Source organism: Pseudomonas sp. UBA3153 (genome assembly GCF_002364635.1).
GTDB classification, from domain to species: Bacteria; Pseudomonadota; Gammaproteobacteria; order Pseudomonadales; family Pseudomonadaceae; genus Pseudomonas_O; species Pseudomonas_O kuykendallii.
Map to the genome: position 1 here is coordinate 109,481 of NZ_DEYR01000030.1, position 20,953 is coordinate 130,433.

24 protein-coding genes, 1 tRNA gene and 1 pseudogene are annotated in these 20,953 nt (G+C 62.9%); 15 read left to right on the top strand and 11 right to left on the bottom strand.

Annotated features, from left to right (window positions below):
- Window positions 1-73: 73 nt before the first annotated feature.
- Complete coding sequence (gene earP, locus B2X67_RS06670; protein ID WP_286785007.1) at window positions 74-1,216, bottom strand: elongation factor P maturation arginine rhamnosyltransferase EarP; 1,143 nt, start codon at window positions 1,214-1,216, stop codon at window positions 74-76.
- A 185-nt stretch (window positions 1,217-1,401) separates the two neighbouring features.
- On the opposite strand from earP, the gene B2X67_RS06675 reads away from it, so the two are divergent.
- The 5 genes and pseudogenes from B2X67_RS06675 to B2X67_RS06695 form a co-directional block, all read left to right on the top strand.
- Window positions 1,402-3,036: a methyl-accepting chemotaxis protein gene (locus tag B2X67_RS06675; RefSeq protein WP_286785008.1), complete on the top strand. Its 1,635-nt coding sequence runs from the start codon at window positions 1,402-1,404 to the stop codon at window positions 3,034-3,036.
- 542 nt (window positions 3,037-3,578) lie between these two features.
- Window positions 3,579-3,935, top strand: a complete 357-nt coding sequence (locus B2X67_RS06680) for a hypothetical protein (RefSeq protein WP_286785009.1) — start codon at window positions 3,579-3,581, stop codon at window positions 3,933-3,935.
- A gap of 128 nt (window positions 3,936-4,063) precedes the next feature.
- Window positions 4,064-4,711, top strand: a complete 648-nt coding sequence (locus B2X67_RS06685; protein WP_286785010.1) for a DUF5343 domain-containing protein — start codon at window positions 4,064-4,066, stop codon at window positions 4,709-4,711.
- Complete coding sequence (locus B2X67_RS06690; RefSeq protein ID WP_286785011.1) at window positions 4,704-5,291, top strand: Swt1 family HEPN domain-containing protein; 588 nt, start codon at window positions 4,704-4,706, stop codon at window positions 5,289-5,291. The genes B2X67_RS06685 and B2X67_RS06690 overlap by 8 nt, the downstream gene beginning before the upstream one ends.
- Window positions 5,292-5,480: 189 nt before the next feature.
- Window positions 5,481-5,594 (top strand): annotated as a pseudogene (locus tag B2X67_RS06695) (type II toxin-antitoxin system mRNA interferase toxin, RelE/StbE family); the annotation flags it as partial.
- 90 nt (window positions 5,595-5,684) lie between these two features.
- Here B2X67_RS06695 and B2X67_RS06700 read toward each other — a convergent pair.
- Window positions 5,685-5,774: transfer RNA gene (locus B2X67_RS06700), tRNA-Ser, on the bottom strand.
- 259 nt (window positions 5,775-6,033) lie between these two features.
- Between B2X67_RS06700 and B2X67_RS06705 the strand changes: the two genes are divergently transcribed.
- Window positions 6,034-6,723, top strand: coding sequence for a crotonase/enoyl-CoA hydratase family protein (locus B2X67_RS06705; RefSeq protein WP_286785012.1), 690 nt, complete (start codon window positions 6,034-6,036; stop codon window positions 6,721-6,723).
- Window positions 6,724-6,867: 144 nt separating this feature from the next.
- The gene (locus tag B2X67_RS06710) at window positions 6,868-7,584 is read left to right on the top strand and encodes a 1-acylglycerol-3-phosphate O-acyltransferase (RefSeq protein ID WP_286785013.1); all 717 of its coding nucleotides are present in this window, start codon (window positions 6,868-6,870) and stop codon (window positions 7,582-7,584) included.
- A gap of 55 nt (window positions 7,585-7,639) precedes the next feature.
- Here the strand turns inward: B2X67_RS06710 and B2X67_RS06715 are convergent, their stop codons facing one another.
- On the bottom strand, window positions 7,640-8,398 hold the full coding sequence (locus B2X67_RS06715; RefSeq protein WP_273234743.1) for an amidotransferase: 759 nt from the start codon (window positions 8,396-8,398) through the stop codon (window positions 7,640-7,642).
- A gap of 167 nt (window positions 8,399-8,565) precedes the next feature.
- Between B2X67_RS06715 and B2X67_RS06720 the strand changes: the two genes are divergently transcribed.
- The 4 genes from B2X67_RS06720 to B2X67_RS06735 all read left to right on the top strand — a co-directional run bounded on the left by B2X67_RS06720 (window position 8,566) and on the right by B2X67_RS06735 (window position 9,564).
- Window positions 8,566-8,793: a hypothetical protein gene (locus B2X67_RS06720; protein WP_273234742.1), complete on the top strand. Its 228-nt coding sequence runs from the start codon at window positions 8,566-8,568 to the stop codon at window positions 8,791-8,793.
- 39 nt (window positions 8,794-8,832) lie between these two features.
- Window positions 8,833-9,036, top strand: a complete 204-nt coding sequence (gene ptrC / locus B2X67_RS06725; protein ID WP_286785014.1) for a type III secretion system co-regulatory protein PtrC — start codon at window positions 8,833-8,835, stop codon at window positions 9,034-9,036.
- Window positions 9,037-9,127: 91 nt separating this feature from the next.
- Window positions 9,128-9,277, top strand: a complete 150-nt coding sequence (locus B2X67_RS06730; protein ID WP_273234740.1) for a hypothetical protein — start codon at window positions 9,128-9,130, stop codon at window positions 9,275-9,277.
- Between the two features lie 56 nt (window positions 9,278-9,333).
- Window positions 9,334-9,564: a hypothetical protein gene (locus tag B2X67_RS06735; protein ID WP_273234738.1), complete on the top strand. Its 231-nt coding sequence runs from the start codon at window positions 9,334-9,336 to the stop codon at window positions 9,562-9,564.
- Between the two features lie 20 nt (window positions 9,565-9,584).
- On the opposite strand, the gene B2X67_RS06740 is transcribed toward B2X67_RS06735, so the two are convergent.
- The 5 genes from B2X67_RS06740 to B2X67_RS06760 all read right to left on the bottom strand — a co-directional run bounded on the left by B2X67_RS06740 (window position 9,585) and on the right by B2X67_RS06760 (window position 15,046).
- Complete coding sequence (locus B2X67_RS06740) at window positions 9,585-9,914, bottom strand: hypothetical protein (RefSeq protein ID WP_273234736.1); 330 nt, start codon at window positions 9,912-9,914, stop codon at window positions 9,585-9,587.
- Window positions 9,911-10,078 carry a hypothetical protein gene (locus B2X67_RS06745; protein WP_273234734.1) on the bottom strand — a complete coding sequence of 56 codons (168 nt, stop codon included), beginning with the start codon at window positions 10,076-10,078 and terminating at the stop codon, window positions 9,911-9,913. Before B2X67_RS06745 ends, B2X67_RS06740 begins: the two co-directional genes overlap by 4 nt.
- A gap of 135 nt (window positions 10,079-10,213) precedes the next feature.
- Window positions 10,214-12,358 carry a 3-hydroxyacyl-CoA dehydrogenase NAD-binding domain-containing protein gene (locus B2X67_RS06750; protein ID WP_286785015.1) on the bottom strand — a complete coding sequence of 715 codons (2,145 nt, stop codon included), beginning with the start codon at window positions 12,356-12,358 and terminating at the stop codon, window positions 10,214-10,216.
- Window positions 12,359-12,509: 151 nt separating this feature from the next.
- A complete protein-coding gene (locus tag B2X67_RS06755) occupies window positions 12,510-13,715 on the bottom strand; it encodes an acetyl-CoA C-acetyltransferase (protein WP_286785016.1) in 1,206 nt (401 codons plus the stop codon).
- Between the two features lie 443 nt (window positions 13,716-14,158).
- Window positions 14,159-15,046, bottom strand: a complete 888-nt coding sequence (locus B2X67_RS06760) for an AEC family transporter (RefSeq protein ID WP_273234729.1) — start codon at window positions 15,044-15,046, stop codon at window positions 14,159-14,161.
- 176 nt (window positions 15,047-15,222) lie between these two features.
- Between B2X67_RS06760 and folE the strand changes: the two genes are divergently transcribed.
- Entirely contained in the window at window positions 15,223-15,768 is a 546-nt protein-coding gene (folE, locus tag B2X67_RS06765; RefSeq protein ID WP_090231059.1) for a GTP cyclohydrolase I FolE, read from the top strand.
- A 58-nt stretch (window positions 15,769-15,826) separates the two neighbouring features.
- Here the strand turns inward: folE and B2X67_RS06770 are convergent, their stop codons facing one another.
- Together B2X67_RS06770 and B2X67_RS06775 are read right to left on the bottom strand one after the other, a co-directional pair.
- On the bottom strand, window positions 15,827-16,429 hold the full coding sequence (locus B2X67_RS06770) for a glutathione S-transferase family protein (protein ID WP_273234726.1): 603 nt from the start codon (window positions 16,427-16,429) through the stop codon (window positions 15,827-15,829).
- Between the two features lie 25 nt (window positions 16,430-16,454).
- The gene (locus tag B2X67_RS06775; protein WP_286785017.1) at window positions 16,455-17,621 is read right to left on the bottom strand and encodes a PLP-dependent aminotransferase family protein; all 1,167 of its coding nucleotides are present in this window, start codon (window positions 17,619-17,621) and stop codon (window positions 16,455-16,457) included.
- 78 nt (window positions 17,622-17,699) lie between these two features.
- Here B2X67_RS06775 and B2X67_RS06780 point away from each other — a divergent pair, with 78 nt between their 5' ends.
- Window positions 17,700-18,155 (top strand): MarR family winged helix-turn-helix transcriptional regulator, encoded by a 456-nt coding sequence (locus B2X67_RS06780; protein WP_273234723.1) that lies wholly within the window; start codon window positions 17,700-17,702, stop codon window positions 18,153-18,155.
- A gap of 4 nt (window positions 18,156-18,159) precedes the next feature.
- On the opposite strand, the gene B2X67_RS06785 is transcribed toward B2X67_RS06780, so the two are convergent.
- Window positions 18,160-18,795, bottom strand: coding sequence for a hypothetical protein (locus B2X67_RS06785; RefSeq protein ID WP_273234722.1), 636 nt, complete (start codon window positions 18,793-18,795; stop codon window positions 18,160-18,162).
- Window positions 18,796-18,947: 152 nt separating this feature from the next.
- Between B2X67_RS06785 and B2X67_RS06790 the strand changes: the two genes are divergently transcribed.
- Together B2X67_RS06790 and B2X67_RS06795 are read left to right on the top strand one after the other, a co-directional pair.
- Window positions 18,948-19,565: a LysE family translocator gene (locus B2X67_RS06790; protein WP_286785018.1), complete on the top strand. Its 618-nt coding sequence runs from the start codon at window positions 18,948-18,950 to the stop codon at window positions 19,563-19,565.
- Window positions 19,562-20,752 carry a benzoate/H(+) symporter BenE family transporter gene (locus tag B2X67_RS06795; protein WP_273234719.1) on the top strand — a complete coding sequence of 397 codons (1,191 nt, stop codon included), beginning with the start codon at window positions 19,562-19,564 and terminating at the stop codon, window positions 20,750-20,752. Before B2X67_RS06790 ends, B2X67_RS06795 begins: the two co-directional genes overlap by 4 nt.
- Window positions 20,753-20,953 lie beyond the last annotated feature (201 nt).

The following is a 20,953-nucleotide window of genomic DNA, read 5'->3' on the forward strand; positions in this document are numbered from 1 at the left end:
AATTTGCACCGAGCTGTAACCAGGGGCCGACCGGGGGCCCAGGCACCTGAGTCAACGGGGTCGGCCCGCGCGGTCAGGGGCGTGGAATCGCCCGGGAGAACGCCAGCAGTTGCGTGGCCAGATCCTCCTGTACCGCCAACGCCGCACACCAGTGCTCGGCATGCGCGTTCAGTTCCGCCTCGTGCTGGGCCAGTTCCGTCCATGCCGCGCCAATCGCTCCGCCGGCATTCCAGGCGCGCCAGAGCGCCTCGGACGCGGCGCGCATCGGAGCCGACAGCCCCTCGAGGTAGAGCCTGAGGAACGCCTCCAGCTTGTCCCAGTGCGCGTCGTCCTGCTGGGGATAGATGTGCCAGAGCAACGGACGGCCGGCCCACTGCGCGCGGAGGAAGGAATCCTCGCCGCGAACGGCGTTGAAATCGCAGCACCACAGCAGACGGTCGTAGTCACCCTGGCCGAGGAAGCTCAGCACTTGAATCGTCAGGGCGCCGCGCGCGAAACGCTCGCCGGCGCGGACGGACTCCACGCCGAGCCAGGCGGCCAGGCTGGTCCCGATGCGACCTTGGGGAACCAGCAACTGGGTGGGTCTGCTGTCGCCGGACAGCGCCTCCAGCCAACCGCCCAGTGCGCGGTTCTCATAGGCGAACAGCGAGACCAGGCGGGCTTCCGCCACCCGCTCCACGCCGAGACCGGAGAGAAAGGCGGCCTGCGCCGCCGGGTCCTGCTGGAATGCCTCACGGCGCTCGAGCAGATCGCCTTCGCGCAACAGGCCGCCGGTGCCGGAAACGAAGCCGGGAAAGAAGAAATACTTGCGCACGCCATTCGGCTGCAGCGACGGCAACGCGTGGCAGTTACCCACCCACTCCTCGGCGCTGAGATATTCGAGGTTCAGCCAGAGACTGCGCGCGTGGCTGGCCATGGCGGCCTCGTACGCCTCGGGCAGCCGGCAGGCGAACGCCTCGATCACCACGTCGGCGGGCTCGGTAGCGTTCGGCCAGCGCCGAGGCCATTGCCGAACCTCGACACCTTCATGCCACTGCTGCGCCGCGAGCGGGTCGGCTTGCGGACACAGCGCGGCGAACGCAGCGAGGTCGTCGACCCACAACCGGACCTCCTGGCCATACTCGCGCGCCAACTGCTTCGCTAGACGCCAGGTCACCCCGATATCGCCGAAGTTATCCACCACTGCGCAAAAGATGTCCCAGGATCTGCCCTGCATGCCCGCCTCGTTCGATCGGATTTCAGATTGATGATGCTCTTTACTATCGGAGCAATAGTTAAACCGACATGGTCTTTCTGTAGACTTCCTGTAGAGTTTTATTGACGTCAATATGACATCACACAGCAGGCACTTCCGCTAGGCTGTTCAGGCGATGGATCGCGCGTTTCCCCACGGGTGAAAAAATGAATCTTACCGTCAAGGCGAAGCTGGGCCTCAGCTTTGCCTCCGTCACCGCCACGGCACTGCTCGTCTCGCTGATTTCCCTCTACGCACTCAACGCCGCCAACGACCGACTCTCGGACATCGTTCACGGTGCCAACGAACGCAGCCAGTTGGCCGGCAAGGCCCGTCTGGCCACAACCCTAAGAGCCATCGCCGCACGCAACCTGGTACTGGTCAGCGAGAACGACGATCGCCAGCACGAGCGCGCGGCGGTGCTGGCCGCCCACGAGGACGTGCAGACCACCATGGGCCAGCTGAAGCAGAAGATCGCTGCCAGCCCGGACGTAACGCCCGAAGAGAAGGACCTGGTTGCCCGCATCGACAGCGTCGAAGCGCAGTACGGCCCGGTGGCGTTGAAAATCGTCGACCTCGCCTGGAAAGGCGACCGGGAAAAAGCCATCAGCATGATGAACACCGACTGCATGCCACTGCTGAGGCAACTGATCGCGGCTACCGGCGACTACATGGCCTACAGCGAACGCCAGGCCGAGCGTGATTTGGGCGACGCCCAGAATGCCTACTTCAACCAACGCAACCTGCTCCTGCTGGTTTGCGTCGCCGCCATCATCCTCGCCGCGGTGCTCGGCCTGGCCATCACCCGGGGCCTCTTCACCTCCTTGGGAGCGGAACCTTCGCTGCTTTCCGACGAAGCCCGGCGTGTCGCCGAGGGCGATCTGCGCGCCGCCGCCGCCAGCCAACCCGCGGGCAGCGTGATGGCATCGCTCGGCGAGATGCAGGCGAAACTCAACGAGCTGATCGGCAGCGTGCGCGGCTCGGCCAACGTCATCTCCTCGGCGGCCGAAGAGCTTTCCACCAGCGCCGAGCAGACCCGCGCCGGCGTCGCCGCGCAGAAATCCGAGGTCGACCAGGTCGCCGCGGCGATGCACCAGATGACCGCCACCGTGCAGGAAGTCGCGCGGCATTGCGAACAGGCCGCCGCCGCGGCACAACACGCCACCGACGAAGCTACCGCAGGCAGCGGCATGGCGAGCCGTGCAGTGAGCCAGATCGAGCGTCTTTCCGGCGAAGTGAACCGCTCGGCCGAGGCCATGGGCCGTCTGCAGCAGGAAAGCACCAACATCGGCGGCGTGCTGGACGTGATCAAATCGGTCGCCGACCAGACCAACCTGCTGGCCCTCAACGCCGCCATCGAAGCCGCCCGTGCTGGCGAAGCGGGCCGCGGTTTTGCCGTCGTCGCCGACGAAGTACGCAGCCTCGCACGCCGGACCCAGGACGCCACCCAGGAAATCGAAACGCTGATCGCCGGGCTACAGAAGATCGCCCAGGAAGTCTCCGCCATCATGCTCAACTGCAAGGTGACCAGCGACGCAACGGTCAAGGACGTTGGCGACACGGGCAACGCGGTCCTGAGCATCACCCGCAAGATCAGCGACATCCAGCAGATGAACCTGCAAATCGCGACCGCCGCCGACCAGCAAAGCCAGGTCGCCGAGCAGATCAGCCGCAACGTCCACAACGTCAGCAGCATCGCCGACCAGTCAGCCAGCGCCACCGACGAAACCGCCGCCTCGAGCATCCAGCTCGCCCGCTTGGGCAGCGACCTGCAATCGAAGGTGGCGCGTTTTCGGCTCTGACGCTCGGCGAGAAGCCGCAGCTGTCAGCACAGCCGGCCGATCCCAGAAGGCCCGGAAAACAAAAAGCCCCGAGAACCTGCTGGCTCTCGGGGCTTTCTGCTTATGGTCTGGTGCGAAGGCGGGATTCGAACCCGTTTTGGCACACATTCGTTAGCGGCAACTTCGGTCAAAGCCAGCCAAAACAAGCCTCCCCTTCTCTTTCATCCGGTCACTCTTGCCTTGCATGGGATGTGGTTTCGACACCATGGCTTCCGGCCATTGTTCTTCGCTTCATCTGCAAGCTAATCTCCGCTCAACCGCCAGCTCGCTGGCAAAGGGACTTGCAGGGCTGAGGCCGGCGTATAACGCCCCCTCGTAGCGCATGCCGCTGGCTTGAGCCGTGCGCTGGATTCGCAAGAGATTTTTATCCACCAATTATCATATTGTTATGTACCAATTGGTGGCTATTTATAGTTAGACACTATGAACATACTGCTCTGTGAATCAAGATTCTTAATCCTTGCGAACCGCATCGGGGCAGTATCTATGGAGGAATTGACCGCGTGGGCGGACGAAAAAAAATACTTAGCACAAATGAGCCACCCAGTTTTGTTATTGATCTTGCGTTAGGTGATATACCAGTTCCCCCCGGACTAGATTTTATTCTTAACGAAGCAAGTGAAGTGGAAATATTCCGTCTCGCTCGGCTAATTTTGGAAATACTAAACAGGACAGATGACCTCAATGAGTTCGGCCTTCATTGTTATCGATTGGCGTTAATTTCAAGAGGCCGGGCTTATGAGTTGCTGCACTTGGCATCAGATGAAATAGATCTATGCAACGAAGGGATTAAGTCTTTTTCAGACTCAGAGCCATTGATCAGAGAGGTAATCAATGAAATTTCGGAAAATAGCGCCTAACTAGTGGTTCAAACCGTTCGCTTCGCTCACTGGGACGGGCTAAAGCCCGCCCCTTAACCAAACGTTAGGCGGACAATAGAGCTGCACGTTAATGTGCGTAGATCCAATCAAACAAAGGAGCGACAACTATGGCAAATCTGCCTTACGTGACAGCAGTTGGAAACATTGAAAAAGCATTAAAAGGGATTAAATCGGCCGCCACACCCGAATCTGTTAGCCAAGATTTCGTAAAAACAATACTAGGGATCAAGGGTGGATCTGGAAATCAGATGACTGCCTATCTCAAAAAGATTGGCTTTGCATCATCTGATGGCTCACCAACACATATTTACAAGAAATTCAGAAACTCAACCACCGAAGGTTGGGCCGCGGCACAAGCCATTAAGACTGGCTATGCAGCGCTGTACACGCGCAACGAGTACATGCATAAGCTCTCGGATGATGATCTAAAAGGCCTAATCTACGAAGAAACCGGCGCAGGCCAAGACTCTGGTTCAGTACCTCTAATCCTGTCATCCATCAAGCAACTCAAAAAATTCGCTAACTGGGAACAGCCTGCAGTTGAAGAACGTAACGAATCAATTGATTTACCCACCGAGCCTCAATCATCTCGTCAGATATCTTTGCCGGCATATTCTACGCCGAGCAATCATGGCGTCGGCCTGAACTTGGGTTACACCATCAACCTGAACCTACCCGCCACATCCGACCCAGCCGTATTTAATGCAATCTTTAAGGCTTTAAAAGAAAATTTGTTGCGAGGTCCAAATGACTAGGATTGCAGACTCCATCCGTTCTTTTGGCATGTCTGGGTTGCTCATATCCGATGAACTGCGTCAAATAGAAAACAACTTTGGAGTTGAACTCGGGCATTTACCTAAAACAGAAGTCGCAAGCGCGGTAGCCTTTTACCCCCAATTCGAACAAAGCGTTCGAAAAGAAGCCGGGGATATGTCGGAAAATTATGAGGTTTTCTACTGCCTAGAACTCGCAATTAGAAAACTCATTGCTGAGACTCTTGAAGAGGCTGAGGGGCCGGATTGGTGGAATAGTTCCCGCATACTTCAGGACATCAAGGCCGATGTAGCGTCCCTGATAAAAAGAGAGCGTGACAATGGAATTACCCCTCGATCTGACACGGAGATCGAGTATACAACTTTTGGCCAACTCTCCGGGATGATCACTTCAAACTGGGATCTTTTTGAGTCCACATTAAAAAGCAAACGCGGAGTGGAGAGAGTCATGGCCAATCTAAATTTATTGCGAGGCCCAATTGCTCACTGCTGTCAAATGCATGAGGACGAAGAAGACCGACTCAGATTGGCTGTAAAAGATTGGTTCAGAATGATCGGCTGATATAAGTCGCCTAACTGGTTGGTCAAGCCGACGCCCACAAACTCCGCTTGCGGGTGCCCTCCGCGCTTCGCACTCCGGCGCGGCTTACCGCGAGCGTTAGGCCGCATTTGGCACTATAGAGTCGTTGCGGGCAGATAACTCCGTAGAGTTCCACCTGGACTCCAGCATCCTGTAGATCATTCGATGGATGACCTCACCGGAGCCTATTCCAAGCACATCAATATCCAGCACAGACTGGTTTATCAATCGCTCCAGGATGAACGGACGGTGAAGGTGCTCAGGCGCTGGTCCATCTACGCGTGACCGACGCTCGACAGTTCTTCGACACCTGCAGGCCCGGAAAGCAAAAAGCCCCGAGAACCTGCTGGCTCTCGGGGCTTTTGCGTTTTGGTCTGGCGGTGAAGGTGGGATTCGAACCCACGATACGGTTTCCCGTATACACACTTTCCAGGCGTGCTCCTTCAACCGCTCGGACACTTCACCGGGTCTCGGCGGACTGTCTGGTCCGTCGAGGCGCGCTAATTTAGTCGAAGGACGCCGCGAAGGCAAACTTTTTTTCAGGCTATTCATGCGTTTAGGTGGCGGTTGTTTTTAGATCGCCGCAGAGGAGTGATCCACAGGCTCCATGCCCCTTAACCGGACGGAAAACCGCGAGAAGGCTGACTCACCGGTCAGTCGCGGCGCTTTACCTGTGGCCTGTGGGTGGGTAAGTTCGGCCGACTAATTCCAAGGAATACCCGCCATGAGTGAGCTGATCTCCTACCACCTCGACGACGGCGTCGCGACCCTGACGCTGAGCAACGGCAAGGTCAATGCGATCTCCCCGGACATGATCGTCGCCTTCAACGAGGCGCTGGACCGGGCGACGCAGGACAAGGCGATCGTCATCATCACCGGCCAGCCCGGCATTCTTTCGGGCGGATACGACCTCAAGGTGATGACCTCCGGCCCGCAGAACGCCATTGGGCTGGTGGCGCAGGGTTCCACGCTGGCGCGGCGGATGCTCGCGCACCCCTACCCGATCATCGTTGCCTGTCCCGGTCATGCGGTGGCCAAGGGCGCCTTCATTCTGCTCTCGGCGGACTACCGGATCGGCGTCGAGGGTCCGTTCAACATCGGTCTGAACGAAGTACAGATCGGCATGACCATGCATCACGTCGGTATCGAGTTGGCGCGTGATCGCCTTGGCAAGGCCGCTTTCCAGCGTTCGGTCATCAATGGCGAGATGTTCGATCCGCAGGGCGCGCGCGAGGCCGGCTTCCTCGACCGGGTGGTATCGGTCGGCGAATTGCTACCCACCGCGAAGGCCGTTGCCGAGCAGTTCAAGAAGATCAACATGAACGCGCACCGCAAGACCAAGCTGAAGGTTCGCAAGGCGCTGCTGGAAACCCTCGACGAAGCCATCGAGCTAGATAAACAGCACGCCGTCTGAGGCGCAGGAAAGCACCCTGAAAGCCCGGCCCCGTGCCGGGCTTTTTGTTGCCAAGTGCCCGGTTGGCGGGGCCGTGAATCCCGATTGCCGAAAACAGTGAACACTCATACACTCGGCGCCGTTTTCATTGCCGGGCGACGATCGATGCTGTTTCTCCTGCGTATGTTCTTCATGGGCGTGCACTTCATAGTGGCCGGCATCCTCGGTTTGCTGATCGGTATCTGCCGCCCGTTCAATCCGGATAACAGCCGTCTGTGCGCGCGCCTCTACGCACTGGGCGGGCTGACGATTCTGGGGTTGAGGCTGAAGGCCGAAATGGATACGCCGAAGGATCTGCGCACCTGCGTATACATCGCCAACCATCAGTCCAACTACGACCTTTACGTGCTCGGGCGCGTCGTCCCCCGGCGCACGGTGAGCATCGGCAAGAAGAGCCTGAAGTGGGTGCCGCTGTTCGGCCAGCTGTACTGGCTGGCCGGCAATGTGCTGATCGACCGAAGCAACGCCCGCCAGGCGCGCCAGGCGCTGCTGGCCACCACCGATACCCTGCAGCACCGGGACACCTCGATCTGGGTGTTCCCCGAGGGCACGCGCAACCAGGGTGAATTGCTGCCGTTCAAGAAAGGCGCCTTCCAGATCGCCGTGGATGCCGGAGTCCCCATCGTTCCGGTCTGCGTCAGCAGCTACGTGCGGGACATGCGCCTGAATCGCTGGAACAGCGGCCTTGTTGCGATCCGCTCATTACCTCCGATCCCGACCCTGGGGTTGACCCAGGCCGACCTGCCGGCGCTGGCGGAGCGCTGCCGGGTACAGATGCAACTCTGCATCCAGGCGATGGACCGGGAACTGGCGCGCGACTGAATCGGTACGGATACGAAAAAGCCCGGCAATCGCCGGGCTTTTTGTTGGGCGGCGATCAGGCCGTGTCGGTGACCTTCTCGCGGGCTGGCGAGAACTGTGCGAGCCGTTCGCCGGCGACGAAGCGCATGATCCACTCGGCCACCGTGGGCCCGTGGTGCGGATGCTCGAGGCTGGCGATGCCCTGCTGGTAGACATGCTCGCCGATGCACTTCTGGCGGATGTCCAGCAACGCCCGGGAATAGTCCGGAATGAACTCCGGATGGCCCTGGAAGCACAGCACCTGATCCTCGATACGATAGGCGGCGATCGGGCAGAAATCGCTGGAGGCCAGCACCGTAGCGTTTTCCGGCAACTGCGTGACCTGATCCTGGTGGCTGATCAGCAGCGTCAGTTCCTCCACCGCCGGCTTCATCCAGGCCGGCTGCTCGGCGAGGCGGTATCGGTGGATGCCTACGCCCCAGCCCTGGCTCGCGCGCTCGCTGCGACCTCCCAGCAGCAGCGCCAGCAACTGGTGGCCGAAACAGATCCCGAGCAGCTTGTCGCCGCGCTGGTAACGATCGAGGAGAAAGGCTTTGAGCGTCTGGATCCACGGGTCGCTGGCGAAGGAATCGGCCTTGCTACCGGTTACCAGGTAGGCGTCGTAGCGCTCGTCGTCGCCCGGGTAGACGCCGTCGACGACGTTGAACAGCTCGAAACGGGCCGGAATCGGTTGCTGCGCGAACAGGCGCTCGAACATGCGCCCGTAACCCTGATAACGGTCGACCAGTTCGGGACGAAGGCTATCGGTTTCAAGAATGCAGATACGAAGCGACATTGGCGGATCCCGATTGTGACGATAAGGCGCACCCATGACGGATGGTGGGCTTTTCTTAACATAGCCTCCACTTCTGCGAAACAGGCTTCGGCTCACTGGCGTACTTAACGCCCCATCGAGTCGGGCAATGGCTGTCGCCCATATCATCAGCCGCTTCGATGTTCACCATGCGTGCCATTCACTTCCTGGCGAACGGGCACTCGGCAATGATTCAGCCATCGGGCACATCGCCCCATTGCCATTTCGAGGATACGCAGATGAACAAATACGCCGCCATCGCCAGCCTTATCGCCGCCTCCGCATTCGCCACCCCGGCCTACTCGGAGTTCTATCGTCCGACGCCGAAAAGCACGAGCCAGAGTGGCCGCCAGGCAGACGCCAGAAAAAACCGCTGATACGGACGCCACTTCGCAGTGGCGCCAAGGAGCCGAGCAATGACCAATATCCTTCACAGCAAGCGTGCCTACGGCGTCACTTACGTGACCCTGAGCGATGCAGGGCTGAAGTTTGAAAGCGAGGCCGCGCTGCATCTCGAGGACGGCGGCCTGATGACCCTGAAGGTTCCAACGCTGCACAGCGAGCGACTGGCCGTACATGACCTGCTCTGTTTGCAGAACGGCATATGCCAGGCGGCCTGAGGGCCGCTGGTTTTTTTCGCCTCAACACATCGATCAGGCCGATTGCTTTTCCCGCCATTGTCGAGATAGTTATCGAAAGGAGTAATAGCTCATGCATAGCCAGACGTTGAAATTCGCCCGCAATGGCGCCTTCGGGGCTATCGGCCTTTACCTTCTGGTCGCGCTGCCGCTGCTGGCGACAAGCATGGCACCCCACACCGCCAACGCCGCGCCGCCCGTGGCGACGGACGCGTCCCGCTGACCTCGCCGCCCGTGTTGCCCGACGCGACGCACGCGGCCCGATCGAAGATAACCACGATGAAAATGCACAGGGGACACCTCCTCGTCGTAGCTGCCTTCGCCCTGTTCACCAACGGCTCGACGTTGCTGGGCTTCGGCACCGGGTCGGCCGGCGCGCTGGCCCGCACCCTCGAAAGTCTCTCGAAGCTCTCCCGCAGCATCGAGTTGCGCCAGGCGCTGGAAGCGCTCGATGACAGGCCGCCACGCGGCCCCGGCGATACCTTCGCCACACCGTTCCTGCCGGTCTGAACCACACCGGCGCTCAGGTGCTATTGCTTGCGCTGGTTTTCCATCTCGCTGCCGATCTGCCGACGCTGTTGCTCCAGCGAAGGGCGCTCCTGCACGGAAGGTTCGGGCGCCACGTCGCGCGCGTTGTTGTTCGAGTTGTAGGCCGGTGCGTTGGGCGCACGCGGCGCCATGGGTGCACGCGGTGCCTGGTTCGAGACGTTACCCGGAGCGACGCTGCCGGCAGCGCCGCCCGACGGCTGCTGCACCGGAGCGGCCTGCATGCCCGCCGAATCGGCGGCGACGCCTGCGCTGGCAGACACGCACAGCGCGAACAGCAACGGCAAACCAGCCGTTCGGATGACGGTATTCATGGCTGCTCGCCTCCCGTGGTCTGCTTGCGCAGTTGCTCTTCGGTGGTTTTCTGATCTTCGGCGCGGGGCTGTTCGCCCTCCTGATTCATGCGCTTGTTCTTCTCGCCGACCTTGCTCGCCTGCTCTTCGGTGTTCTCGACCGACTCTTTGCGCTGGCCTGACATGCTGAGGTCCTCCGTTGTGGGTCCTGGAGTTTTGGCAGCGCGCGCAGGCAAAGGTGCTATCGAGTGGCCTCCGCCAGCTGACCGGCGGGCAAGAAAAAGCCCGGCGGGTGCCGGGCTCCTTGTACCTTACACGGCTCAGAAGCGCGCGCCGCTGGCCGCCTTCTCCAACAACAGCGCCGGGGGCTCGAAGCGCTCGCCGTACTGTTCGGCGAGGTACTGCGCGCGGGCGATGAAGTCATCGATGCTGTACTGGTTGATGAACTGCAGCGCACCGCCGCTCCAGGCGGCGAAACCGATGCCCATGATTGAGCCGACGTTAGCATCGGCCACCGAGTTCAACACGCCCTCCTCCAGGCAGCGCACGGTTTCCAGGGCCTGCACGAACAACAGGCGGTCGCGCACGTCCTCCTCGGAAATGCGCGCCTCGGCCTTCTCGAAGTGCTCCTTGAGTCCGGGCCACAGATGCTTCTTGGCACCGGCCGGATAATCGTAGAAGCCGCCGCCGGCCACCTTGCCGGGACGTTTGTACTCCTCCAGCATCAGCGCGATGGTGGCGAACGCCGGATGCTGTGGCACCGGTTTGCCCTCGCCGGCGAGGTCCTTCTCGGCCTGCTGGCGGATGTGCTGCATAAGGCTCAGGGAAACCTCGTCGGAGATCGCCAGCGGACCGACCGGCATCCCCGCCTTGCGCGCCTCGTTCTCGATCAGCGCCGCACCTATGCCTTCGCCGAGCATGGCGATGCCCTCGTTGGTGAAAGTGCCGAACACCCGCGAGGTGAAGAAGCCGCGGCTGTCCTCGACGACGATGGGCGTCTTCCTGATCTGCTGGACGAAGTCGAAGCCGCGCGCCAGGGTTTCGTCCGAGGTCTGCGCGCCGCGGATGATTTCCACCAGCGGCATCTTGTCCACCGGGCTGAAGAAATGCAGGCCGATGAACTTCTCCGGGCGCGCCACGGCCGACGCCAGGCCGGTGATCGGCAGCGTCGAGGTGTTGGAGGCGATCAAGGCATCGGGCAGCGCCGAGGCCTCGGCGCTGGCGGTGACCTTGGCCTTCAGCGCACGGTCCTCGAACACCGCCTCGATGATCAGGTCGCAGCCGGAAAACGCCGCATCGCTGTCGGTCGGCTGGATCCGCGCGAGGATCGCATCGCGTGCTTCCGCGCTCATGTGGCCGCGGCCGACCTTCTTATCCAGCAGCTTGGCCGAGTAGGCCTTGCCCTTCTCGGCCGCTTGCGTCGACACATCCTTGAGCACCACCTCGATGCCGGCGACAGCCGACACGTAGGCGATGCCGGCGCCCATCATGCCGGCGCCGAGCACGCCGACCCGGCTGACCTTGCGCCGCTCGAAGCCCTTGGGCCGGGAACCGCCGGCATTGATCTCGTTGAGCTGGAACCAGAAGGTTCCGATCATGTTCTTCGCCACCTGGCCGGTCGCCAGCTCGGTGAAGTAGCGCGTCTCGATCAGTTGCGCGGTGTCGAAATCCACCTGCGCACCTTCCACCGCGGCGCACATGATCTTCTCCGGCGCGGGGAAGCAGCCCTTGGTCTTGTCACGTAACACGGACGGCGCGATGGCCAGCATCTGCGCCACCGCCGGGCTCGACGGCGTGCCGCCGGGAATCTTGTAGCCCTTCTGGTCCCACGGCTGGCTGGCGTTCGGGTTGGCCAGCACCCAGGCCCGCGCCTGGCTCAGCAGGTCCTCGCGGCTGCTGGCGACGGCGTGGATCAAGCCGGCCTTGAGCGCTTCCTGCGGCCGCACCTTCTTGCCTTCGGCAAGGTAGGGCAGCGTCTTCTCCAGCCCGAGCAGGCGCACCATGCGCACCACTCCGCCCCCGCCGGGCAACAGGCCGAGGGTGACTTCCGGCAGGCCCAGCTGCACGCTGGAATCGTCCAGCGCGATGCGCTGATGGCAGGCCAGGCAGATTTCCCAGCCACCGCCCAGCGCCGCGCCATTGATGGCGGCTACGACCGGCTTGCCGAGCGTTTCCAGGCGGCGCAGCTGGGCCTTCAGGCCGAGCACCATGCGGTAGAAGCCTTCGGCATCGGCCGGGGTGACCTTGATCAGCTCGTTGAGGTCGCCGCCGGCGAAGAAGGTCTTCTTGCCCGAGGTGACGATCACCCCGGCGATCGAGTCCTTCTCCGCCTCGAGGCGCGCGACGGTGTCGGCCATGGCGGCGCGGTAGGTCGCGTTCATGGTGTTGGCGCTCTGGCCGGGCATGTCGATGGTCAGCAGGACGACGTTGTCCTGGTCTTTCTCGTAACGGATGGCATCGGTCATTGTGTTGTTCTCCTGGTGGAGGAGCGCTTCAGGGGCATTACGAGCGAAGGTCAGGCAAGGCGGAAATCCCCGGAGTTGGCTGTAGCCAATGAGCATTCTCGGTGAATTTTCCAACGCGGCATGGCCGAGCGCAGTAGCCCGTGATCGCTCCTCAGAGGCGTTCGATGATGGTGGCGATACCCATGCCGCCGCCGACGCAGAGCGTGGCCAGGCCGTAGCGCAACTGGCGGCGCTCCAGCTCGTCGAGCAGCGTGGCGAGGATGATGCAGCCGGTGGCGCCGAGCGGATGGCCCATGGCGATGGAGCCGCCGTTGACGTTGACCCTGTCTTCGCTGACGCCCATCTCGCGCATGAAGCGCATCACCACGGAGGCGAACGCCTCGTTGACCTCGAACAGGTCGATGTCCTCGACCCGCAGCCCGGCCTTGGCCAGCGCCTTGCGCGTGGCCGGCGCCGGGCCGGTGAGCATGATGGTCGGATCGCTGCCGGTCACCGCGGTGGCGACGATACGACCGCGCGCCTTCAGGCCCAGCTCGCGGCCCTTGGCCTCGGAGCCGATCAGCATGGCCGCGGCGCCATCGACGATGCCCGAGCTGTTGCCCGGCGTGTGCACGTGCTCGATGCGTTCCAGGTAGCTGTACTTGCGCAGCGCCGTGGCGTCGAAGCCCATCTGCCCCATCATCTCGAAGCTCGGCTTGAGGGCGCCTAGGCCTTCCAGGGTGGAATCCGCGCGGATGAACTCGTCGTTGTCGAGCAGGACGATGCCGTTCTGGTCGGTCACCGGTACCAGCGTGCGGGCGAAGCGCTGCTCGGCGCGGGCCCGGGCGGCTTTCTGCTGCGAGCGCAGAGCGAAGGCATCGACGTCCTGACGGCTGAACCCTTCGAGGGTGGCGATCAGGTCGGCGCCAATCCCCTGCGGGACGAACTGGGTATGCAGGGTGGTTTCCGGGTCCATCGCCCAGGCACCGCCATCCGACCCCATCGGCACACGCGACATGGATTCCACGCCGCCAACCAGCACCAGGTCCTCGAAGCCCGAGCGCACCTTCATCGCGCCGATGTTCACCGCTTCCAGACCGGAGGCGCAGAAACGGTTGATCTGCTGCCCGGCGACCTGCTCGTCCCAGTCGGCCACCAGCGCGGCGGTCTTGGCGATATCGGCGCCCTGGTCGCCCACCGGCGTCACGCAGCCGAGCACGATGTCGTCGACCTGCGTGGTGTCCAGGTCATTGCGCTGCTGGATGGCGCGCAACAGCCCGGCCATCAGGTTCACCGGCTTCACGCTGTGCAGCGCGCCGTCCTTCTTGCCCTTGCCGCGGGGCGTGCGCACCGCGTCGAAAATCATTGCTTCGGTCATGGTTTGTTCTCGTTTTGATCACGAACGAACCGGCGGCAGGCCGGGGTGAGTTCACCTTAATCGCGCCTGTGCAGGAGGCAATGACCGATGCGCTCAGCGGACTTGACCGCGACGCTCAGACGAACGGCAGCCCGCTGCCACGCAGGGCGAGGCGCCTGGAGAGGCTCTGGAACGGGGAATTGCGGCGTAAAGGTCCGGGTTGGGGCAGGCACAGCGAGGCGGTGCAACAGGACACGGCGCGTGGAGTCTACTCGAACAGACGCTATCGACCGGCAGCGCCGCCCGCGTGCCGACCGGTCGCAGCACCGTCAACAACAAGAAGAAAGGCCGTGCCTATGTTCAAAAAGCCGAAAATGCGCCAGGCAGGATTGATCGTGGTGGCCATCGCCCTGATCCTGATCGTCCCGAACCTCACCGGCTTCATCGGCTGAAGCCGTTGCCCCTCAGCTCGACGCGGGCAGCAGCCAGAGCAGCAGCAACGGAAGAAACACGAACGAGAGCAACGTCGAACACAGCACTAGGCTCGCCACGTCTTCCGGCGAGCGGTTCGCACGGACCGCGAACAGATAGTTGAACACCGCCACCGGCATCGCCGACTGCATCACCAGCACGCCCAGACTCAGCGGCGGCAGGCCGAGCAGCACGCCGACCAGCCAACCGACACCGGCCCCGCACAGAATTCGCAACCCGCCGAGCAGCATCCCGCTGCCCAGATGATGCACGCGGATCGATGCCAGCGAGACGCCGAGAGTGAGCAGCATCAGCGGAATGGTCATCCCGGCCAGCAGATCGAGGCTGTTGTCCAGCCAGCGCGGCAGGTCGATGTCGAAGATCACCAGCGGCAGGGCCAGCACCAGGCTGATCAGGATCGGATTGCTGAAGACCTTCTTCAGCGGGGGCGCGCTGCCGGAAATCGCCGGCCCGATGCTGAAATGCCCCACCGAGAGGACCATGAAGAACGCTACTGCCAGCGCCAGACCGTGCTCACCGAAAGCATACAGGCTCATCGGCAGGCCCATGTTGCCGGAGTTGGGAAACAGGAAGCCCGGCACCAGCACCCGCCAATCCTTGCCCGACACCCGACTGGCGATCAACCCGACCACGCCCATGGCGACGGTGACCAGCACACAGGCGATGGCCATCTCGGCGAAGGCATGACGATCGAGCTGCGCGCGGCTGAGGGTGGAAAGAATCAGGCAGGGCGTGGCGATGTTCAGCACCAGTTTGGCGATGAAATCGGTGGGGTACGCATGGCCGCTGCGGGCCCAGCCATAACCGAGTCCGGCGGTGATCAGAACGGGGGCCAGAACGGCGAACAACTGGGCCAGCATGGTGACTCCGAAACAGGAAAACGCCCATGCTAGCGGGCCGCGACACCCGGCCGCAATCGACGGCAGCGAAGCGGCGGAGTTGCGTCCATCAGCCGGTGCGCACGCATCAGGCTTGCCAGCCAGACGGCGCCGACCTACCCTGCCGTGCTTATCTGCGTACATCCCTAGGTAGATCAATGTCCCTGGAAAAGAATTACACGGAAATCCTGGCCGAGATCGGCGAGGACGTGAACCGCGAGGGCCTGCTGGACACCCCCAAACGGGCGGCCAAGGCCATGCAGTACCTCTGCCGCGGTTACCAGCAGACGCTGGAAGAAGTCACCAACGGCGCGCTGTTCAGCTCCGACAACAGCGAGATGGTGCTGGTGAAGAACATCGAGCTGTACTCGATGTGCGAACACCACATGCTTCCGTTCATTGGCAAGGCGCACGTCGCCTACCTGCCCAGCGGCAAGGTCCTCGGCCTGTCGAAGGTCGCCCGCATCGTGGACATGTACGCGCGCCGCCTGCAGATCCAGGAAAACCTCACCCGGCAGATCGCCGATGCCGTGCAGAGCATCACCCATGCCGCCGGCGTCGCGGTGGTCATCGAGGCGCAGCACATGTGCATGATGATGCGCGGCGTGGAGAAGCAGAATTCCTCGATGGTCACCTCGGTGATGCTCGGCGAGTTCCGCGAGAACTCCGACACCCGCGCCGAGTTCCTCAGCCTGGTGAACTGAAGCGCCCGCCATCGAGCGGCAAGAAAAAACCGGCCTCCAGGGCCGGTTTTTTCGTTTCTCAGTCGAGCATCCCGACATGCCGCGGATGGCTCGCCACCCGCTTCATCCAGGCCTGGATCGCGGGGAAACCGGCGAGGTCGAAACCGCCTTCGTCGGCGACGTGGGTGTAGGCGTAGAGCGCGATGTCGGCGATGGTGTACTGCTCGCCCACCAGATACGGCGTGCGCTGCAACTGCTGTTCCATCACCGCGAAGGCGTGGTAGCCGTCGATCAGCTTGCCTTCGTACTCTTCGCGACGCGCCTCCGGCATGCCCTCCAGCCACTTGATGCGCCGCGCCACGGCCACGAACGGCTCATGGCTGTACTGCTCGAAGAACTGCCACTGCAGCACCTGGGTACGCAGGCGCGGCTCGGTCGGCAGCAGGTCGCTGCCGTCGGCGAGGAAATTCAGGATCGCGTTGGATTCCCACAGCGTGGTGCCGTCTTCGAGTTGCAGCACCGGAATCTTGCCGTTCGGATTCAGCGCGAGGAACTCGGGGCTCTTGGTGCCGCCCTTGAGGATGTCCACCGTCACCCACTCGTAAGGCTTGCCGAGCAGGTTGAGGATGAGTTTCACCTTGTAGCAGTTGCCCGAACGGAAATCGCCGTAAACCTTGTACATGCCGATGCTCCCTATGTATCCGTACTCAGGCCGCCTCGGCGGCCTGGGCTTCGCGTATCACGCCTGCCAGCCGCCTGAGGCCTTCGCTCAGTCGTTCCGGCGCCACATGGCTGAAGTTCAGCCGCAGGTAACCCGGATTGGCCTCCGGATCGATGAAGAAAGGCTCGCCCGGCATGAAGGCGACATTCTGCGCCAGGGCCGGATTCAACAGTGTGCGCGTGTCCAGCGGACGATGCAGCTTGAGCCAGTAGAACAGCCCGCCCTGCGGCACTTCCCAGCTGGCGAGGTCACCGAAATGCTCTTCCAGCGCGGCCTGCATCGCATCGCGGCGGGTGCGATAGAAGCTGCGCAACTCGACCAGGTGCGCGCGGTACTGCTCGCTGCCCAGCCACTGCAGCGCCTGCCACTGGCCGATGCGGTTGGTATGCAGGTCGGCCGACTGCTTCAGGCGCAGCAGGTGCGGATAGAGGTCCGGCGTGGCGATCAGAAAGCCCACGCGCAGGCCCGGCAACAGCGTCTTGGACACGGTGCCGGTGTAGATCCAGCTGGTTTTTTTCAGGCGCGTGACGATCGGCGTGGCGCTACCGCCGTCGAAGGTCAGCTCGCGATAGGGTTCGTCTTCGATCAGGGTGACCTGGAATTCGTCGAGCAGCGCCGCCACGGCATCGCGCTTGACCTCGCTGTAGCGCACCGCGGACGGATTCTGGAAGGTCGGGATCAAGTAGGCGAAGGCCGGCTTGCGGGTCTCCAGCGCTTCGCGCAGGGCGCTCAGTTCCGGACCATCGGCTTCCTGCGGCACGCCGATGCAGTCGGCGCCGAACAGCTGGAATGCCTGCAGCGCCGCCAGGTAGGTCGGCGCTTCGAGCAGCACTTCGGTGCCCGGATCGATGAACAGCTTGGCGGCGAGATCGAGGGTCTGCTGCGATCCGCTGACGATCAGCACCTGGCTGGCCTCGCAGGCCACGCCCAGCGCGCGCGCCTCGGCGGCAATCGCCTCGCGCAGCGCCGGCTCGCCTTCGCTCATGCCGTACTGGCCGATGCTCGCCGGCAGCGCGCTCCAGTTCATCGCCGGCAGCATGGATTCGGCCGGCAGCCCGCCGGCGAAGGACATCACTTCCGGACGCTGCGCCGCGGCGAGAATTTCGCGGATGAGGGAACTCTTGAGACGGGAAACGCGTTCGGAAAAGGCCATGATGTCACCGGGGCAAGGCGTGGAATTTTGGTCAAACTGCTTGACCGAAACTACGCTGCCCGTTGTATAAACGTCAATATGACTGACCTAAAAAAATCGACCGATCAGCGCCAGGCGATGGAAGCCTTCTTTTTCGGCTACCAGGCCTTCACCGCCAAGCCCGACGAGATGCTCGCGCGGCGCGGACTGTCCCGCGTGCACCATCGCATCCTGTTCTTCATCGCCCGCTATCCGGGGCTCAGCGTGAAGGAGCTGCTCGGCTACCTGGGCGTCAGCAAACAGGCGCTGAGTACCCCGTTGCGCCAGTTGGTGGAGATGCGCCTGGTGCAGAGCGTGACCGCCGAGGATGACAAACGTAAGCGCCTGCTCGGTTTCACCGCCGAAGGTGCGAAGCTCGAGCAGGCCCTGCGTCGCGAGCAGGCGCGAATCCTCCAGCGGGTGTTCGCCGAGACCGGCGAGCAGGCGGTGGAAGGCTGGCTGGCGGTGAACCGGGCGCTGAGCGCCGGGCGCCTGGCCGGCAGCGAAGAGGACTGACGTCTCAGGCGATCTGCTCGCGCACCTCGGCCGCGCCCTTGAAGAACACCACCATCATCGCCAGCGTGGCGCCGAGCAGGGGCAGCATGCCCAGCAGCATCAGCACCAGGGTCGCCATCATCAGCCCGCCGACGATCTCCAGCCAGGCCATCAGGCGGAACACCGGATAGACGTTCTGCACCTTCAGCAGCCGAATGCCGTACCAGGTGCTGCTGGCGCCAAGCGCGAACACCAGGCCGAAGTACACCAGCGTTTCCCAGCTGAAATGGGTGAACGAGCGGTTGCCGAAGGTCAGGTCGAAGGCTTCCATCAGCAGGCTCAGCGCCACCACCGTCCACACCGGCGCGCTCAGCCCGCGCGCCTCGAACCGGGCCTGGGCGAAGCTGTTCAGGCGCAGCAACAGGTAATCCCCCAGCAGCACCATGACCAGGCCGAGCCAGTTCGAGTAGCGCTCCAGCCCGGCCTGCGCGGTCAGTCCGCCGACGAACGCCAGCACCAGCAGCACCAGTGTGCCGAGCACCGAAACCAGGCTCAGCCAGCCGAGCAGTTCCAGTTGCGCGACACTCCAACCAGGCAGTTTCGAGGGGCGGTGGTCATCGACCAGTGCGACCTGGGGCGCGCTGTAGGGGTTTTCTTCCATGTTCCGATCTCCATGACACTGGACAGTGCAGACAGTACCTACCGATACAGTTCAATAACAGTCCTCGACTGTACCGCTCAAAGCAAAACCGGCTGTATGGCGACGCCATCCAGGGGCGCCCTTAGGCTTTCCGCTCCCAAGGAGAACGCCCCATGAGCCCGGACCTGCTGGTCGCCCTGATCGCCTTTGCCTTCGTCACCTCGGTAACGCCCGGACCGAACAACATGATGCTTCTCGCGTCAGGCGTTAACTTCGGCGTGCGTCGCACGCTGCCGCACATGCTCGGCATCAGCCTGGGCTTCATGCTACTGGTGATCGCCGTCGGCCTTGGCCTCGGCCAGCTGTTCGAGCGCGTGCCGCTGCTGTTCACCGCGCTGCGCTACCTCGGCGCGGCCTACATGCTCTACCTCGCCTGGAGGATTGCCGGCTCCGCCGCGCCGCAAACCCGCGCCGACGCGCGTGGCAGGCCGTTCACCTTCCTTCAGGCCGCCGCCTTCCAATGGGTCAATCCAAAAGCCTGGATCATGGCGATAGGCGCCATCACCACCTATGCGCCCCAGGAGAATTTCATCGTCAACGTGCTGCTGATTGCCGCGCTGTTCGCCCTGATAAACTGCCCCAGCGTCGGCCTCTGGACGGTTGCCGGCAGCCTGTTGCGGCGCTGGCTGGAGCGGCCACGCATCCTGCGTGTGTTCAACGTCGGCATGGCGCTGTTGCTGGTGGCCTCGCTTTACCCCATTTTCGCGGATGTTCAGGGAGCGTTCCGATGAATCAGATGACGACGGCGCGGGTGCGTCCGTTCGCCGACAGTGCGCCCTCAGCCGTAGTGGCCGGCTTCATCGCCATGCTGGTTGGCTACACCAGTTCGCTGGTGCTGATGTTCCAGGCCGGGCAGAACGCCGGGCTCAGCGGCGGCCAGATCGCCTCGTGGATCTGGGCGCTGTCGATCGGCATGGCGGTGTGCAACATCGGCCTGTCGCTGTACTACCGCACGCCGGTGACCGTCGCCTGGTCCACGCCGGGCGCGGCGTTGCTGGTGACCAGCCTTGCCGGTGTGCCGTACAGCGAGGCGATCGGCGCCTACCTGTTCAGCGGCGCGCTGGTACTGCTCTGCGGCCTTACCGGCAGCTTCGAGAAGATCATGCGCAAGCTGCCCGGCTCGCTGTGCGCCGCCCTGCTCGCCGGCATCCTGTTCAAGATCGGCAGCGAAATCTTCGTCGCCGCGCAGCACCGTACCGGGCTGGTGCTGGGCATGTTCTTCTCCTACCTGATCGCCAAGCGTCTGGCACCGCGCTATGCGGTGCTGGTGGCGCTGCTGGTCGGCTGCGTGCTGGCGGGCGCCCTGGGGCTGCTGGATTTCAGCCACTTCACCCTGGAACTGGCAGCACCGGTATGGACCACGCCGAGCTTCTCCTTCGCCTCCGTGGTCAGCATCGGCATTCCGCTGTTCGTGGTGATGATGACCTCGCAGAACATGCCCGGCGTCGCCGTGCTGCGCGTCGACGGCTACCAGACACCCGCCTCCCCGCTGGTCAGCGCGACCGGGATCATCTCGCTGATCACCGCCCCGTTCGGCGCCCACGGTATCGGCCTGGCGGCGATCAGCGCCGCCATCTGCACCGGCCCGCACGCCCACGAAGACAAGAACAAACGCTACACCGCGGCCTTCTGGTGCGGCATCTTCTACGCCATCGCCGGCACTTTCGCCGCCACCCTGGCCGCGCTGTTCGCCGCCTTCCCGCGCGAGCTGGTACTGTCGATCGCCGCGCTCGCACTCCTCGGTTCGATCATGAATGGCCTGACCAATGCCATGCAGGACGCCCGCGAGCGCGAGGCGGCGCTGGTGACCTTCATGATCACCGCCTCCGGCATGACCCTGCTGTCCATCGGCTCGGCGTTCTGGGGCATCGTCGGCGGCGTGGTGACCCTGCTGATCCTGAACGGGCGCAAAGCCTGATCGCACTCGACGCGCCGCGCTCGCAGGGAGCTCGGCTCTCCAGGATGGTCTCGATACGCTTCCGTAGGGTGCGCCATGCGCACCGTGGCCGCCGTCGCGTAACACATCCGCGGCAATCGGGGACCGTCTCGGTGCGCGCAGCGCACCCTACGGCTGCTGATTACGGCGCGACTGTAGGGTGATCGGGTAGGAGGCGGCCTC

Coding starts and splice junctions, on each gene's coding strand:
- earP (WP_286785007.1), bottom strand. CDS start 1,216: ATGCAGGGCAGATCCTGGGACATCTTTTGCGCAGTGGTGGATAACTTC.
- B2X67_RS06675 (WP_286785008.1), top strand. CDS start 1,402: ATGAATCTTACCGTCAAGGCGAAGCTGGGCCTCAGCTTTGCCTCCGTC.
- B2X67_RS06685 (WP_286785010.1), top strand. CDS start 4,064: ATGGCAAATCTGCCTTACGTGACAGCAGTTGGAAACATTGAAAAAGCA.
- B2X67_RS06690 (WP_286785011.1), top strand. CDS start 4,704: ATGACTAGGATTGCAGACTCCATCCGTTCTTTTGGCATGTCTGGGTTG.
- B2X67_RS06705 (WP_286785012.1), top strand. CDS start 6,034: ATGAGTGAGCTGATCTCCTACCACCTCGACGACGGCGTCGCGACCCTG.
- B2X67_RS06710 (WP_286785013.1), top strand. CDS start 6,868: ATGCTGTTTCTCCTGCGTATGTTCTTCATGGGCGTGCACTTCATAGTG.
- B2X67_RS06715 (WP_273234743.1), bottom strand. CDS start 8,398: ATGTCGCTTCGTATCTGCATTCTTGAAACCGATAGCCTTCGTCCCGAA.
- B2X67_RS06720 (WP_273234742.1), top strand. CDS start 8,566: ATGCGTGCCATTCACTTCCTGGCGAACGGGCACTCGGCAATGATTCAG.
- ptrC (WP_286785014.1), top strand. CDS start 8,833: ATGACCAATATCCTTCACAGCAAGCGTGCCTACGGCGTCACTTACGTG.
- B2X67_RS06730 (WP_273234740.1), top strand. CDS start 9,128: ATGCATAGCCAGACGTTGAAATTCGCCCGCAATGGCGCCTTCGGGGCT.
- B2X67_RS06735 (WP_273234738.1), top strand. CDS start 9,334: ATGAAAATGCACAGGGGACACCTCCTCGTCGTAGCTGCCTTCGCCCTG.
- B2X67_RS06740 (WP_273234736.1), bottom strand. CDS start 9,914: ATGAATACCGTCATCCGAACGGCTGGTTTGCCGTTGCTGTTCGCGCTG.
- B2X67_RS06745 (WP_273234734.1), bottom strand. CDS start 10,078: ATGTCAGGCCAGCGCAAAGAGTCGGTCGAGAACACCGAAGAGCAGGCG.
- B2X67_RS06750 (WP_286785015.1), bottom strand. CDS start 12,358: ATGACCGATGCCATCCGTTACGAGAAAGACCAGGACAACGTCGTCCTG.
- B2X67_RS06755 (WP_286785016.1), bottom strand. CDS start 13,715: ATGACCGAAGCAATGATTTTCGACGCGGTGCGCACGCCCCGCGGCAAG.
- B2X67_RS06760 (WP_273234729.1), bottom strand. CDS start 15,046: ATGCTGGCCCAGTTGTTCGCCGTTCTGGCCCCCGTTCTGATCACCGCC.
- folE (WP_090231059.1), top strand. CDS start 15,223: ATGTCCCTGGAAAAGAATTACACGGAAATCCTGGCCGAGATCGGCGAG.
- B2X67_RS06770 (WP_273234726.1), bottom strand. CDS start 16,429: ATGTACAAGGTTTACGGCGATTTCCGTTCGGGCAACTGCTACAAGGTG.
- B2X67_RS06775 (WP_286785017.1), bottom strand. CDS start 17,621: ATGGCCTTTTCCGAACGCGTTTCCCGTCTCAAGAGTTCCCTCATCCGC.
- B2X67_RS06780 (WP_273234723.1), top strand. CDS start 17,700: ATGACTGACCTAAAAAAATCGACCGATCAGCGCCAGGCGATGGAAGCC.
- B2X67_RS06785 (WP_273234722.1), bottom strand. CDS start 18,795: ATGGAAGAAAACCCCTACAGCGCGCCCCAGGTCGCACTGGTCGATGAC.
- B2X67_RS06790 (WP_286785018.1), top strand. CDS start 18,948: ATGAGCCCGGACCTGCTGGTCGCCCTGATCGCCTTTGCCTTCGTCACC.
- B2X67_RS06795 (WP_273234719.1), top strand. CDS start 19,562: ATGAATCAGATGACGACGGCGCGGGTGCGTCCGTTCGCCGACAGTGCG.